The following is a 15,810-nucleotide window of genomic DNA, read 5'->3' on the forward strand; positions in this document are numbered from 1 at the left end:
CTAATAACTCAATAAAGAGTTATTAGGATTTATAAATATAATTAAGAATATTTAATTATTTGAATTAATAATTGAATTCTTCTTTTGCAACCATCAAATCATTGTATTCTTCTTTAGACCCTACAATTGTATTGTCATATTCTCTCATACCTGTACCGGCTGGGATTCTGTGTCCTACAATTACATTTTCTTTAAGACCTTCTAAGTAATCTACTTTACCTGCAACAGCAGCTTCGTTAAGTACTTTAGTTGTTTCTTGGAAAGAAGCCGCAGAAATAAACGATTTAGTTTGTAACGATGCTCTAGTAATACCTTGTAATACTGGAGTTGCCGTTGCTGTGATAACATCACGAGCTACAACTAAATTTTTATCTGTACGTTTCAACAATGAATTTTCGTCACGCAATTCACGTGGAGAAATAATTTGACCCGCTTTTAAGTTACTAGAATCTCCAGCGTCTTCAACTACTTTCATTCCGTATAATTTATCGTTTTCGACGATAAAATCTTTAGTATGAATTAATTGATCCTCTAAGAATAAAGTATCTCCTGGATCTTGAACTCTCACTTTACGCATCATTTGACGTATTACTACTTCAAAGTGTTTATCGTTGATTTTTACTCCTTGCAAACGGTAAACTTCTTGAATTTCGTTAACCAAATACTGTTGTACAGCTGCTGGTCCTTGAATTCTTAAGATATCGTCTGGTGTGATTGCACCATCAGACAAAGGAACTCCTGCTCTTACGAAGTCATTTTCTTGTACCAAAATTTGACTTGATAATTTAACTAGGTATTTCTTGATTTCACCAAATTTAGATTCGATTACAATCTCACGGTTACCTCTTTTGATTTTTCCAAAAGAAACAACACCATCAATTTCTGAAACTACAGCTGGGTTTGAAGGATTACGAGCTTCTAACAACTCAGTAATTCTTGGTAAACCTCCTGTAATATCCCCAGTTTTTGATGAACGACGTGGTATTTTTACTAAAATCTTACCTGCTTTAATTTTCTCACCGTCATTTACCATAAGGTGGGCTCCTACAGGTAAGTTGTACGAACGAATAAGTTCGCCATCTTTACCATAAACCAATAAAGTAGGTATTAATTTTTTATTTCTTCCTTCAGAAATTACTTTTTCTTGGAAACCTGTTTGCTCATCGATTTCGACCATGAACGATTGTCCTTGTTCTAAATCTTCGTAAGCAATTTTTCCAGTAAACTCAGAAACAATAACTCCATTATATGGATCCCATTTACAAATTACATCTCCTTTTGCTACAGCTTGTGCATCAGTTACAAAAATACTTGAACCATAAGGAATGTTATTTGTAGCAAGAAGAATTCCAGTTTTTTGGTCGATTAATTTCATTTCCGTAGAACGAGAAATTACAATATCAACAGCATTACCGTCAGTATCTTCGCCTTTTACAGTTTTTAAATCTTCGATTTCTAAACGTCCTGCAAATTTTGCAACAATGCTAGATTCTTCAGAAATACCACCCGCAACCCCTCCAACGTGGAAAGTACGAAGTGTTAACTGTGTTCCTGGTTCTCCAATAGATTGTGCAGCAATTACTCCAACTGCTTCACCTCTTTGAGTCATTTTTCCTGTAGCTAAGTTACGTCCGTAACATTTAGCACAAATTCCTTTCGTAGCTTCACAAACAAGTGGCGAACGTACTTCTACTTTTTCCACTGGAGAAGCTTCAATAACTTTCATTATTGCTTCAGTAATTTGCTCACCTGCATGAACTAATATATCGTTAGTCAAAGGATTTACAACGTCTTGTAAAACAACACGTCCTAAAATTCTTTCTCCTAATGTTTCAACAATTTCTTCGTTCTTTTTCAATGCAGAAACTTCTACACCTCTTAAAGTACCACAATCTTCGATGTTTACAATTACGTCTTGAGAAACGTCATGTAATCTACGAGTTAAGTAACCAGCATCCGCCGTTTTAAGGGCAGTATCCGCAAGACCTTTACGCGCACCGTGAGTAGAAATAAAGTACTCAAGGATAGAAAGCCCTTCTTTAAAGTTAGAAAGAATCGGGTTTTCGATAATTTCACCACCACCAGCAGTCGATTTTTTAGGCTTAGCCATCAAACCACGCATACCAGTTAACTGACGAATTTGTTCTTTAGATCCCCTTGCTCCAGAGTCAAGCATCATATACACTGAGTTGAAACCTTGTTGGTCTTCTCTAATGTTTTTCATTGCTAATTCTGTTAATTGAGCATTTGCTGAAGTCCAGATATCAATAACTTGGTTGTAACGTTCGTTATTGGTAATAAGTCCCATATTATAGTTCCCAGAAATTCCTTCTACTTGTGCTCTTGCATCTGCAATAAGCTGCGTTTTTTGTTCTGGAATTCTAATATCACCAAGAGAGAATGACAATCCACCTTTGAAGGCAAATTTGTAACCCATATCTTTAATGTTATCAAGGAAAGCTGCCGTTGTAGGAACATTTGTTACTGCAAGGATTTTTCCAATAATATCACGTAAGTTTTTCTTAGTTAATACATCATTTATATATCCTGCTGCTTCTGGTACCACTTCATTAAATAATACACGACCTGCAGTGGTTTGGATAATTTTATTTACTAATTCTCCTTCTTCGTTGAAATCTTTCGCTCTAATTTTAACACGAGCATTTAATTCTAATCTTCCTTCGTTTAAAGCAATATTTACTTCTTCGGCAGAATAGAAAACTAAATCTTGTCCTAAAATTACATGCTCAGGAGTTGAGATACGTTCTTTGGTCATATAATATAAACCCAAAACCATATCCTGAGAAGGTACAGTAACCGGCGCACCATTTGCTGGATTTAAGATATTGTGTGAAGCCAACATTAACAATTGTGCTTCCAAAATAGCTTCTGGTCCTAACGGTAAGTGAACTGCCATTTGATCCCCATCAAAATCCGCATTAAATGCAGTACAAACTAAAGGGTGCAATTGGATTGCTTTTCCTTCAATTAATTTTGGTTGGAAAGCTTGGATACCTAATCTGTGCAAAGTAGGAGCACGATTCAGTAATACTGGGTGACCTTTAATTACATTTTCAAGAATATCCCAAACTACTGGTTCTTTTTTATCTATTATTTTCTTTGCAGATTTAACAGTTTTTACAATTCCACGTTCTATCAATTTACGGATAACGAATGGTTTGTATAATTCGGCTGCCATATCTTTTGGGATACCACATTCGAATAATTTCAATTCAGGTCCAACAACAATTACCGAACGAGCAGAATAATCGACACGTTTTCCAAGTAAGTTTTGACGGAAACGTCCTTGCTTACCTTTCAAGGAATCAGATAATGATTTTAATGGTCTGTTAGATTCTGTTTTTACAGCAGATGCTTTACGAGTATTATCGAAAAGTGAATCTACAGATTCTTGCAACATACGTTTTTCGTTTCTTAAGATAACCTCTGGAGCTTTTATCTCCATTAATCTTTTTAGACGGTTGTTACGTATAATTACACGACGGTATAAATCATTTAAATCTGAAGTTGCAAAACGACCTCCATCAAGTGGCACAAGTGGACGCAATTCTGGTGGAATAACTGGAACGACTTTCATAATCATCCATTCAGGACGATTTTCTCTGTTCAAGTTAGACTCACGGAAAGATTCAACAACTTGTAATCTTTTTAATGCTTCAGTTTTTCTTTGTTTTGATGTTTCGTTGTTAGCTGAGTGACGCAATTGATAAGACAACTCATCAAGATCGATACGAGCTAATAAATCCATAATACACTCTGCTCCCATTTTGGCAACAAATTTATTAGGATCAAAATCATCAAGGTATTGATTGTCTGCTGGTAAAGTGTCAAGAATATTTAAGTATTCTTCTTCTGTTAAGAAATCTAATCTTTTGATTGATTCTCCTTCTGCATTTTGAGCAATACCAGCTTGAATTACTACGTATCTTTCGTAGTAAATAATCATATCTAATTTCTTAGATGGTAATCCAAGAATGTAACCAATTTTGTTTGGAAGTGAACGGAAGTACCAGATATGAGCGATTGGCACAACAAGGTTGATGTGTCCTACTCTGTCTCTACGTACTTTTTTCTCGGTAACTTCTACTCCACAACGGTCACAAACAATTCCTTTGTATCGGATTCTTTTGTATTTTCCACAAGCACATTCGAAATCTTTTACTGGTCCGAAAATTCGTTCGCAGAAAAGACCATCACGTTCTGGTTTGTGAGTTCTATAGTTGATAGTTTCTGGCTTCAAAACTTCTCCTCTTGACTCTGCCAAGATAGATTCTGGTGAAGCTAATCCTATCGAGATTTTGTTGAATCTTTTTACTGGATTCTTATCTCTATTATTGTTTGTATTACTTCTATTATTCATCATAGTTTTTACTATTGATTTATTTGCAATTAAAAATTGATTTTAGATTGATGATTAAATTCATTTCCTCTATTACCTCGGATTACTTCTCTAAACTTCAAATAAATTTTGAAGTGCTAATTATTAAGTATTAATAAAAAATCGGAACGGATTACGGGTATAAATCCTAAAAACCTTTATAAATGCCAAAGTAGAGCCGTTACAATTAACGTCTCTACCTGTGACAAATTATTATTTATTCTTCTAAACGAATGTCTAATCCAAGACCTTTTAGTTCATGCATTAATACATTGAACGATTCAGGTAATCCTGGTTCTGGCATAGATTCTCCCTTAACGATAGCTTCGTAAGTTTTAGCTCTACCAATAACATCATCAGATTTTACAGTCAAAATTTCACGAAGTGTACTTGATGCTCCATAAGCTTCAAGTGCCCAAACTTCCATCTCTCCAAAACGCTGACCTCCAAATTGAGCTTTACCACCCAATGGTTGTTGTGTAATAAGTGAGTATGGTCCGATAGAACGTGCGTGCATTTTGTCGTCAACCATGTGTCCAAGTTTCAACATATAGATTACTCCAACTGTTGCTGCTTGGTGGAAACGTTCTCCTGTACCACCATCGTAAAGATGTGTGTGTCCGAAACGTGGAACTCCAGCTTCGTCAGTGATTTCATTTATTTGATCTAATGATGCTCCGTCGAAAATTGGTGTTGCATATTTGCGTCCCAAGTTTTGTCCTGCCCATCCTAGAACGGTTTCGTAAATCTGACCAATATTCATACGAGAAGGTACTCCAAGTGGATTCAGTACGATATCTACTGGTGTTCCGTCTTCAAGGAAAGGCATGTCTTCGTGACGCACGATACGTGCAACGATTCCTTTATTTCCGTGACGACCCGCCATTTTATCTCCAACTTTTAACTTACGTTTTTTGGCGATATAAACTTTGGCTAATTTCAAGATTCCTGCTGGTAATTCATCTCCAACTGTAATCGTGAATTTCTCTCTTCTTAATGCACCTTGAAGGTCGTTCAACTTAATTTTGTAGTTATGGATTAAGTCATTCACCATTTTATTGGTTTCATCATCAGCAACCCATTGCCCTTTAGTTAAGTGAGCGAAATCTTCAACAGCATATAACATTTTTTGAGTGTATTTTTTACCTTTTGGTAAAACTTCTTCACCCAAATCGTTCATGACACCTTGCGATGTTTTTCCGTTTACGATTGTAAATAATTTTTCTACTAATTTGTCTTTTAATTCAACAAATTTAGTTTCAAATTCTGATTCAAGTTCAGTTAAAGCGTCTTTGTCTTGTGTACGTTTACGCTTGTCTTTTACTGCTCTTGCGAATAATTTTTTGTCTAAAACAACACCGTGAAGTGATGGAGAAGCTTTTAACGAAGCATCTTTTACATCACCAGCTTTGTCTCCGAAGATTGCACGAAGCAATTTCTCTTCTGGAGTTGGATCTGATTCTCCTTTTGGTGTAATTTTTCCGATAAGAATGTCGCCAGGTTTAACTTCAGCTCCAATTCTAATCATTCCATTTTCATCTAAATCTTTAGTAGCTTCTTCAGAAACGTTAGGAATATCATTAGTTAACTCTTCGTTACCTAATTTTGTATCTCTAACTTCTAATGAATAATCATCTACGTGGATTGATGTAAATATATCATCACGAACTACTTTTTCAGAAATTACAATTGCATCCTCGAAGTTATACCCTTTCCAAGGCATAAATGCTACTTTTAGGTTACGACCTAAAGCTAACTCTCCGTTTTGTGTTGCATATCCTTCACAAAGTACTTGACCTTTTATTACTTTATCACCTTTTCTTACGATAGGTTTTAAGTTGATAGAAGTTCCTTGATTCGTTTTTCTAAATTTAATTAACTGGTATGTTTTCTCATCAGATTCGAAACTTACTGCTCTTTCGGCATCAGTTCTATCATATTTGATGGTAATCATATCGGCATCAACATATTCTACAACTCCAGCTCCTTCAGCATTTATTAATACTCTAGAATCTGAGGCTACTTGACGCTCTAAACCTGTACCAACAATTGGTGCTTCAGGGCGAATAAGTGGAACAGCTTGACGCATCATGTTAGATCCCATCAAGGCTCTATTCGCATCATCATGTTCCAAGAAAGGAATTAATGAAGCTGAGATAGATGCAATTTGATTAGGTGCAACATCAGTATAATGAACAGCAGTTGGATCGATTACTGGGAAATCACCTTCTTGACGAGCAATAACGTTATCAGCAGTAATTTTTCCTGTAGCATCCATTTGAATGTTTGCTTGCGCAATTAACATTCCTTCTTCTTCTTCAGCACTTAAATAAACTGGTGTAGAAGTTAAATCTACAACACCATTTGTTACTTTACGGTAAGGAGTTTCGATGAAACCCATTCCGTTTACTTTTGCATAAACACCTAAAGATGAAATCAATCCAATGTTTGGTCCCTCAGGAGTTTCAATTGGACAAAGTCTTCCGTAGTGTGTGTAGTGAACGTCACGTACCTCAAAACCAGCTCTTTCACGAGAAAGACCACCTGGTCCTAGGGCAGATAAACGACGCTTGTGCGTTATTTCAGCTAATGGATTCGTTTGATCCATAAATTGAGACAACTGGTTTGTACCAAAGAAAGAGTTGATTACCGATGATAATGTTTTTGCATTAATCAAATCGATAGGTGTAAACACCTCGTTATCTCTAACGTTCATTCTCTCACGAATGGTTCTAGCCATACGAGCCAAACCAACGCCAAATTGCTGAGATAATTGCTCACCTACAGTTCTTACACGACGGTTTGATAAGTGATCAATATCATCAATATCTGCTTTCGCATTGATTAATTCGATCAAATATTTCACTATAGTAATGATATCTTCTTTGGTAAGCACTTGCTTTTCCATTGGTGTATCAAGACCTAATTTTTTGTTTATTCTGTAACGACCTACTTCACCTAAGTTGTAACGTTGGTCAGAGAAGAATAATTTATCTATAATACCACGAGCAGTTTCTTCATCAGGCGGTTCTGCATTACGCAATTGTCTGTAGATATGCTCAACGGCTTCTTTTTCAGAGTTTGTTGGGTCTTTTTGTAATGTATTGTGAATGATTGAATAATCGACAACATTATTATCTTCCTTGTGCAACAAGATAGATTTTACGTTAGATTCTACAATTTCTTCTACATTATCTTTATCTAAAATCGTATCACGATCTAAGATGATTTCATTTCTTTCGATAGAAACTACTTCACCAGTATCTTCGTCTACAAAATCCTCGTGCCATGTATTTAATACACGTGCAGCAAGTTTTCTTCCAATATATTTTTTAAGTCCTGATTTAGAAACTTTAATTTCTTCAGCAAGGTCAAAAATCTCAAGGATATCTTTATCACTTTGAAAACCGATTGCACGGAATAAAGTGGTAACAGGTAATTTTTTCTTTCTATCGATATAAGCATACATAACGCTGTTGATATCGGTAGCAAATTCAATCCATGATCCTTTGAAAGGGATTACACGAGCAGAATATAATTTTGTTCCATTTGCATGGAATGATTGTCCGAAGAAAACACCAGGAGAACGGTGAAGTTGAGAAACAACAACACGTTCAGCACCATTGATAACGAAAGTTCCGCTAGGTGTCATATAAGGAATAGTTCCAAGATATACGTCTTGTACTATAGTTTCAAAATCTTCATGTTCTGGATCTGTACAATATAGTTTTAAACGTGCTTTTAGTGGCACACTATAAGTAAGACCTCTTTCTATACATTCTTGAATTGTATAACGAGGTGGGTCTACAAAATAATCGATAAACTCCAATACAAAGTTATTTCTAGTATCTGTAATTGGAAAGTTTTCCATGAAGGTATTGTAAAGCCCTTCGTTGCCTCTTTCGTCAGATTTCGTTTCTAATTGAAAGAAATCTTGAAAAGATTTAACCTGAACATCTAGAAAATCTGGATATGCAGGAATATTTTTTGTTGAGGCAAAATTCAATCTTTCGGTCTGATTTGTTATCATCAATGGACAAAATTTTGATTAAAAAAAAGTAATTGTTTGTGTATAAAACACTGTATAATCTGTACTTTTCCTTTTTAAAACAATACATCTTTAAAAATAAACCAGGAAAATTTAGTTGATTTCTTTCTTCGTATTGATTAAAAGCTTTTCGTATTTTAATTATTTTATATAAAAATTTATATAATTTTATTATACGAAAAATGGTTTAGGTCATTGGACATCACATCCAAGACCTAAACCTGTTTCAAAAACTATGTTGGACTATTTAAGCTCAACAACAGCTCCTGCTTCTTCTAAAGATTTTTTAAGACCTTCAGCCTCATCTTTAGAAACACCTTCTTTTACATTAGATGGTGCAGCATCAACTAAATCTTTAGCTTCTTTAAGACCTAAACCTGTTAGTTCTTTAACCGCTTTTACTACTGCTAATTTAGAAGCACCAGCTTCTTTAAGAACAACTGTAAATTCTGTTTGAGCCTCTTCAGCACCAGCGTCTCCACCACCTGCTGACATAACTACTGCAGCTGCTGCTGGTTCGATACCGTACTCATCTTTTAATATTGTAGCTAAATCGTTAACTTCTTTTACTGTTAGGTTAACTAATTGTTCTGCGAATTGTTTCAAATCTGCCATTTTTTCTATCTTTTAAATGATTTGTAATTATATAATTTATTTAGTGCGCGAATTTATTCTGCTGCTTCGCCTTTAGATTCTGCATGGTTTAATAATGCAGCGATCACGCGCTTAGCAGGAGATTGAAGTAATCCGATGATTTCTCCGATAACCTCGTCTCTTGATTTAAGGTTTACTAACGAATCAAGTAAATTGTCTCCAATATAAACTTCGTCGTTGATGTAAGCTCCTTTTAAAAGAGGTTTGTCTGATTTTTTACGGAAGTCTTTGATGATTTTTGCAGGACCATTAGCCACATCTGCAATAAAAATTGAAGAATTTCCTTTTAAAGTCAATGGTAAATCACCAAAGTTTTTATCAGATGCTTCCATTGCTTTTACAAGCAAGGTATTTTTTACAACTTCTAATTTGATACCTGCTTTAAAACAAGCTCTTCTTAGGTTTGAAGTAGTTTCTGCATTTAATCCAGAAATATCTGCTACATATAAAATGTTTGTACCAGCTAACTGTGCAGTTAAATCTCCAATAGCGATTGATTTTTCTTCTCTTGTCATATCAATTATACAGCTTTAGGATCTAAAGCAATTGCTGGACTCATTGTACTTGTCAAGTGAATAGACTTGATGTAAGTACCTTTTGCAGCAGTTGGCTTTAATTTGATTAATGTTTGAATGATTTCGTGTGCATTTTCAGTAATCTTGTCAGCATCGAAAGAAATTCTTCCAATACCTGCGTGCACGATACCAGTTTTATCTACTTTAAAGTCGATTTTACCCGCTTTAATTTCTGCTACTGCTTTACCAATTTCCATGGTTACAGTACCAGTTTTAGGGTTTGGCATTAAACCACGTGGTCCTAATATACGACCTAATGGACCTAATTTACCCATAACAGCTGGCATAGTAACAATAACGTCAACATCCGTCCAACCATCTTTTATTTTTTGTAAATAATCGTCTAAACCAACATGATCCGCTCCCGCTTCTCTAGCTTCAGCTTCCTTATCTGGAGTAACTAATGCTAAAACTCTCATGTTTTTTCCTGTTCCGTGTGGTAATGCAACCACACCACGTACCATTTGATTCGCTTTTCTTGGATCTACTCCTAGTTTTACTGCGATATCAACTGACTCATCAAACTTTGCAGAAGCAATTTGTTTGATTAATACTGAAGCGTCCTTTAAAGAATATAATTTATTCTTTTCAATTTTCGAAACAGCTTCTTTTTGTTTTTTTGTCAATTTTGCCATATCTATTTTTTTAGAGGAGAATCTCCAGTTACAGTTATACCCATAGATCTAGCCGTTCCTGCGATCATACTCATTGCAGATTCGATTGTAAATGCATTCAAATCGACCATCTTGTCTTCAGCAATAGTTTTAATCACATCCCAAGTAACCGAAGCTACTTTTTTACGATTAGGCTCGCCTGAACCAGATTTCAATTTTGCAGCATCCATTAATTGAATTGCAGCTGGTGGAGTTTTTACAACAAAATCAAATGATTTGTCTTTATATACAGTGATTTGCACTGGACATATTTTGCCGGGTTTATCTTGGGTTCTAGCATTAAATTGCTTACAGAATTCCATGATGTTAACTCCAGCAGCTCCCAAAGCAGGTCCAACCGGTGGCGACGGGTTCGCAGCACCTCCCTTAACTTGTAGTTTAACTACTTTACTAACTTCTTTAGCCATTTTTTAAAATTTTACATTAATCATTGGAAGCGATTAATGCGGTTAATATATGTAACAAAAAATTATACTTTTTCTACTTGCATAAAGCTTAATTCTAATGGTGTTTTTCTTCCGAAAATTTTAACCATTACTTCAAGTTTACGCTTTTCTTCATTTATTTTTTCAACAGTACCGTTGAAACCGTTGAAAGGACCATCAGTCACTTTTATTGTTTCTCCGATTGTGAATGGAATTGAACTATGATCCGCAGTTACTGCTAATTCATCTACTTTCCCTAACATTCTGTTTACTTCGGCAATTCTTAATGGAACTGGATCTCCGTTTTTTGTTTCTCCAAGAAAACCAATTACACTTGTAATAGATTTTATGATGTGTGTTATTTCTCCTGCTAAATTAGCTTCAATCATAACGTAACCAGAAAAATAAACTTTGTCTTTTATTATCTTTTTACCATCTTTTACTGTAACCACTTTTTCAGTAGGAACAAGTACTTGAGAAACATAATCAGATAAACCAAGTCTGTTAATTTCAGCTTCTATATAAGCTTTAACTTTATTTTCTTGTCCACTTACAGCTCTTACAACATACCACTTTTTTACATTAACATCTGCCATGAGGTAATTTTTAAGATTTTATCCAATTAAAAAAACCTGAAATAGATTCCGCAAAAGCCGTATCGACAGCCCAAGTAGCTAATGAAAATACAACTGAAAAAATCGCAACGATTATTGCATATTTTTGAGTATCTTCCCAAGCTGGCCAAGAAACATTAGACTTTAGCTCTTCAAAAGCTTCCGATATATAATTAACAACTTTTGTCATTGTGTTTTATTTTTTGCACGGGCGGAGGGATTCGAACCCCCATCAACGGTTTTGGAGACCGCTATTCTACCCTTGAACTACGCCCGTTTGTTAAAAAACCAGTGTCGTAAAATAACGACACTGGGTTTTATTTATTTAAAAATATGCTTATTCAGTAATTTCCGTAACTTGTCCAGCTCCTACTGTTCTACCACCTTCACGGATAGCGAAACGCAATCCAACGCTCATCGCGATTGGGCTTAACAAAGTAACATCGATAGTTAAGTTGTCTCCTGGCATAACCATTTCAACTCCTGTAGGCAACATGATTACCCCTGTTACGTCAGTTGTACGTACGTAAAACTGTGGACGGTAGTTGTTATGGAATGGTGTGTGACGACCACCTTCTTCTTTTTTCAAGATATAAACCTCAGCTTTAAATTTAGCGTGTGGTTTTACAGATCCTGGCTTAATGATAACCATTCCTCTTTTAATATCTTCTTTTGCAACACCTCTTAACAAGATACCTGCATTATCTCCAGCCTCACCTCTATCAAGGATTTGACGGAACATTTCGATACCTGTTACTGTAGAAGTTAATTTCTCAGCACCCATACCAATGATTTCAACTGGATCTCCTGTATTACAGATTCCTGTTTCGATACGACCTGTAGCAACAGTTCCACGACCAGTAATTGTAAATACATCTTCAACCGGCATTAAGAATGGTTTTTCAGTATCACGGATTGGCTCTTGGATCCAAGAATCACAAGCTTCCATTAATTCGATAATTTTAGGAACCCAAGCAGGATCGTTATTCAATCCTCCTAAAGCTGAACCTTGAACTACAGGACCATTATCTCCATCATATTCGTAGAAAGATAATAAGTCTCTGATTTCCATCTCAACTAATTCTAATAATTCTTCATCATCAACCATATCCACTTTATTCATGAATACTACCATTCTAGGAATACCAACTTGGCGACCTAAAAGGATGTGCTCACGTGTTTGCGGCATTGGCCCATCAGTTGCAGCTACAACAAGGATAGCACCGTCCATTTGAGCAGCACCAGTAACCATGTTCTTTACGTAATCCGCGTGACCAGGACAGTCAACGTGCGCGTAGTGACGGTTAGCAGTTTCGTACTCAACGTGTGATGTATTAATTGTAATACCTCTTTCTTTTTCTTCTGGAGCATTATCAATTTGATCAAATGATTTTGCTTGACAGTAACCAGCATCAGATAACACTTTTGTGATTGCTGCTGTTAAAGTAGTTTTACCGTGATCTACGTGTCCGATCGTACCAATATTTAAGTGTGGTTTCGAACGGTTAAAGGTTTCTTTTGCCATTTTACTTAGTTTTTAATCTTTAATTATAATATATTAGTGTTCAAATTTTACAATTTTGAGCCAACTACGGGAATTGAACCCGTGACCTCTTCCTTACCAAGGAAGCACTCTACCTCTGAGCTAAGTCGGCAGAATCCTTGATTTTAGAGCTTACATTTTAGATTAAAATCTAAAATTTCGACTTGTGGGGAGAGCAGGATTCGAACCTGCGAAGTTTACACAGCAGATTTACAGTCTGCCCTCGTTGGCCGCTTGAGTATCTCCCCATTTTTATTGATTTTTTCAGTACTTTAAAAGAACATTTTCCAAACGCTTTGGAATTAAAATTTTAGAGCCGGCGGAGGGACTCGAACCCACGACCTGCTGATTACAAATCAGCTGCTCTAGCCAACTGAGCTACGCTGGCAAAATCAATAAAAAAAGTCCGCTATTTCTAACGGACTGCAAATGTATGTATTTTATTTATTAATCAAAACTTTTTTTATAAAAAATTCTCTAAATATGCGCTTTGACTTTTTCTTTCCTTTTTAATAATAATCTTTCTAGCGATTCCGATGCTAATTCTACTCCTTCTTCGAATGTTTTGCATTGTTTTTTTACAATAAATTCGTCTCCTGGAACTATAACTTTTAGCTCAACCATTTTATTTTCTTTGTCACTGGTTTTTTCGACTTTTAGAAACACATCGTACGACACTATTTTGTCATAAAATTTTTCTAATTTAACAATTCTCTCTTCTACAAAATCTACTAGTTTTTTGTCAACATTAAAGTTAACTGCATGAACATTTACCTTCATAATTTTAAATTTTGGTTAAACAATGTGAAGAATTATTTCTGATTTCTAGGATGCGCATTTTGGTAAACATTTTTAAGTTCGGCTAAACTTGAATTTGTGTAAACTTGGGTTGACGCAAGACTTGAGTGACCTAACAATTCTTTAATAGAATTCAAATCGGCTCCGTGATTAAGCATGTGAGTTGCAAATGTATGTCGAAGCATATGCGGACTTTTTTTTACTTTCTCGGAGACATTACTAAAGTAATCATTTATTAATCGATACACAAATGTTTCGTTGCCTTTATTTCCGTTTGAGAGTAAAATTAAATTATCGCTATCTATAATTAACGGAAGTTGCTTTCTTTCAGTTAGATACATTTTTACACCTTGAATAATTACTGGCAATAACGGAATCATTCTTTCTTTATTTCTTTTACCAATGACTTTTATAGTTCCGGCAACTAAATCTGTATTTGATATTTGAAGAGAAATAAGCTCCGAACGACGAATTCCTGTAGTATAAAACAAATCGATAATTAGCTTGTCTCGCACTCCTTCAAATCCTTCTTTATATTCTATTTGAGTTAATACTTTATCGAGTTCTTCTTCCGAAAATGGAATTTGGATTTTTTTTGCAGTCTTGAGCGCTTTGTGTTTCGATAATGGATTTATTTCTATTTGTTTTGTCTTTAATAGAAATTTGTAAAATGCTTTGAGCGATGCTATTTTTCGATTTACAGATGTGTTACTCATTTCTGCATCGACCATAGAAACTACCCAACTTCTTATTAAAGTATAAGAAACTTCTTCGAGCGGTGTGCTATCGAAATCTTTTTCAAGGAATTTTTGAAAAAATTGCAAATCCTTCCCATAAGCTAATGCCGTAAGTATGGAATAGTTTTTTTCTTTGAGTAAATAATCTTGGAATTTTTGCTGGTTTGATTGCATAAAAAAATCGTTAGTATAAAAGTACGAAACTTCTACAACTAACGATTTATATTTTAGGAAAATTATTTACTAACTTTCTAAATTCTCTCTCATGTTTTGAACATAAGCCGCTTTTTGAACCATTGCTCTGTTTATAACAGATGGTTTAATGAAAGCTTGACGTTTTCTCAATTGTCTTACGACTCCTGTTTTGTCAAATTTTCTCTTATAGCGCTTTAATGCTCTATCGATATTTTCTCCGTCTTTAATTGGTATAATTAACATAATATAGACACCTCCTCTCGTTAAGGGTGCAAAAGTATATATTTATTTTGAATTTTGAATTATAAATTTTGAATTATTTTATAAGTTTTAAAAACAACCTTCAAAAAACGATGAAAGACAATCTAATTCATTAATTTTATATAAGTTAATTGTAAATAAATAATCATGGCAAGTCATATTGTAAAAATAATCCAATCCTTTTATATTACATACGATGTAAAATGTTTTGTGGTTGAAAAGCCTGAAAATTATGATTTTATTCCTGGGCAAGCTACAGACGTTTCCATCAACCTTCCAGGCTGGGAAGACAAATTACGACCGTTTACTTTCACTAGCCTGAAAGACCAAAAATATTTAGAATTTATGATTAAGATTTACCGCGATCATGATGGCGTAACGAATAAACTTGGAAGCATTAACGCTGGTGCCGAATTGATTCTTCATGATGTTTTTGGCGCGATACAATTTAAAGAACCAGGCGTTTTTATTGCAGCTGGAGCAGGCATAACTCCATTTATTGCTATATTTCGAGATTTATATAAACAAAATAAACTACGCGGCAATACACTTATTTATACCAATAAAACTTCGGAAGATGTAATTATGGATATTGAATTGCAAAAGATGTTAAAAACCGATTACACCAAAGTTTTTACCCGAGAAACCGTTATTGGGTTTATGGAAAGAAGAATTGATCGCAATTTTTTAATTGAAAACATTTCTAATTTCGGACAACATTTTTATGTTTGCGGACCTATCGATTTTGTAGCAAATATCTCAAAACATTTGTTGGAATTAGGCGTGACTTCCGATACATTAGTTGTTGAAGAATAGTAATCAATAGAAAAGCCAAGAACATATAATTCTTGGCTTTTTTATTGTTATTCGCTTCGACTCCGCTCAGC

Annotated in this window: 13 protein-coding genes and 4 tRNA genes; 1 reads left to right on the forward strand and 16 read right to left on the reverse strand. The window is 34.9% G+C overall.

All coding sequences use genetic code 11. The features are described 5' to 3' along the window. Positions 1 to 64 precede the first annotated feature (64 nt). From rpoC to rpsU, 16 genes are all read right to left on the reverse strand, one after another. On the reverse strand, positions 65 to 4,384 hold the full coding sequence (gene rpoC / locus BM053_RS01650) for a DNA-directed RNA polymerase subunit beta' (protein ID WP_091473308.1): 4,320 nt from the start codon (positions 4,382 to 4,384) through the stop codon (positions 65 to 67). A gap of 232 nt (positions 4,385 to 4,616) precedes the next feature. Beyond that, positions 4,617 to 8,429 carry a DNA-directed RNA polymerase subunit beta gene (rpoB, locus tag BM053_RS01655; protein WP_091473310.1) on the reverse strand — a complete coding sequence of 1,271 codons (3,813 nt, stop codon included), beginning with the start codon at positions 8,427 to 8,429 and terminating at the stop codon, positions 4,617 to 4,619. A 261-nt stretch (positions 8,430 to 8,690) separates the two neighbouring features. Further along, positions 8,691 to 9,062, reverse strand: a complete 372-nt coding sequence (rplL, locus tag BM053_RS01660; protein WP_091473312.1) for a 50S ribosomal protein L7/L12 — start codon at positions 9,060 to 9,062, stop codon at positions 8,691 to 8,693. 53 nt (positions 9,063 to 9,115) lie between these two features. After that, positions 9,116 to 9,616 (reverse strand): 50S ribosomal protein L10, encoded by a 501-nt coding sequence (gene rplJ, locus BM053_RS01665; RefSeq protein ID WP_091473313.1) that lies wholly within the window; start codon positions 9,614 to 9,616, stop codon positions 9,116 to 9,118. A gap of 5 nt (positions 9,617 to 9,621) precedes the next feature. Beyond that, complete coding sequence (rplA, locus tag BM053_RS01670) at positions 9,622 to 10,311, reverse strand: 50S ribosomal protein L1 (RefSeq protein ID WP_091473316.1); 690 nt, start codon at positions 10,309 to 10,311, stop codon at positions 9,622 to 9,624. A 2-nt stretch (positions 10,312 to 10,313) separates the two neighbouring features. After that, on the reverse strand, positions 10,314 to 10,757 hold the full coding sequence (gene rplK, locus BM053_RS01675) for a 50S ribosomal protein L11 (protein ID WP_091473318.1): 444 nt from the start codon (positions 10,755 to 10,757) through the stop codon (positions 10,314 to 10,316). A gap of 62 nt (positions 10,758 to 10,819) precedes the next feature. After that, complete coding sequence (nusG, locus tag BM053_RS01680) at positions 10,820 to 11,371, reverse strand: transcription termination/antitermination protein NusG (protein ID WP_091473320.1); 552 nt, start codon at positions 11,369 to 11,371, stop codon at positions 10,820 to 10,822. 10 nt (positions 11,372 to 11,381) lie between these two features. Further along, on the reverse strand, positions 11,382 to 11,579 hold the full coding sequence (gene secE, locus BM053_RS01685; RefSeq protein ID WP_091473321.1) for a preprotein translocase subunit SecE: 198 nt from the start codon (positions 11,577 to 11,579) through the stop codon (positions 11,382 to 11,384). 16 nt (positions 11,580 to 11,595) lie between these two features. Continuing rightward, positions 11,596 to 11,666, reverse strand: a tRNA-Trp gene (locus tag BM053_RS01690). A gap of 60 nt (positions 11,667 to 11,726) precedes the next feature. Next, positions 11,727 to 12,914, reverse strand: coding sequence for an elongation factor Tu (gene tuf, locus BM053_RS01695; protein WP_011963319.1), 1,188 nt, complete (start codon positions 12,912 to 12,914; stop codon positions 11,727 to 11,729). 58 nt (positions 12,915 to 12,972) lie between these two features. Then, positions 12,973 to 13,044: transfer RNA gene (locus BM053_RS01700), tRNA-Thr, on the reverse strand. Between the two features lie 55 nt (positions 13,045 to 13,099). Continuing rightward, positions 13,100 to 13,180 (reverse strand) — tRNA-Tyr (locus tag BM053_RS01705). A gap of 66 nt (positions 13,181 to 13,246) precedes the next feature. Then, positions 13,247 to 13,320 (reverse strand) — tRNA-Thr (locus BM053_RS01710). A gap of 89 nt (positions 13,321 to 13,409) precedes the next feature. Beyond that, positions 13,410 to 13,712 (reverse strand): ribosome hibernation-promoting factor, HPF/YfiA family, encoded by a 303-nt coding sequence (hpf, locus tag BM053_RS01715; RefSeq protein WP_091473324.1) that lies wholly within the window; start codon positions 13,710 to 13,712, stop codon positions 13,410 to 13,412. A gap of 32 nt (positions 13,713 to 13,744) precedes the next feature. Further along, complete coding sequence (locus BM053_RS01720; protein ID WP_091473325.1) at positions 13,745 to 14,641, reverse strand: tyrosine-type recombinase/integrase; 897 nt, start codon at positions 14,639 to 14,641, stop codon at positions 13,745 to 13,747. A gap of 69 nt (positions 14,642 to 14,710) precedes the next feature. Next, positions 14,711 to 14,905, reverse strand: a complete 195-nt coding sequence (gene rpsU / locus BM053_RS01725; protein WP_091473327.1) for a 30S ribosomal protein S21 — start codon at positions 14,903 to 14,905, stop codon at positions 14,711 to 14,713. A gap of 165 nt (positions 14,906 to 15,070) precedes the next feature. Between rpsU and BM053_RS01730 the strand changes: the two genes are divergently transcribed. Further along, complete coding sequence (locus BM053_RS01730; protein ID WP_091473329.1) at positions 15,071 to 15,739, forward strand: ferredoxin reductase domain-containing protein; 669 nt, start codon at positions 15,071 to 15,073, stop codon at positions 15,737 to 15,739. Positions 15,740 to 15,810 lie beyond the last annotated feature (71 nt).

Origin of the sequence: Flavobacterium swingsii, from assembly GCF_900111965.1 — a bacterium.
In the GTDB taxonomy this organism is placed as follows: domain Bacteria; phylum Bacteroidota; class Bacteroidia; order Flavobacteriales; family Flavobacteriaceae; genus Flavobacterium; species Flavobacterium swingsii.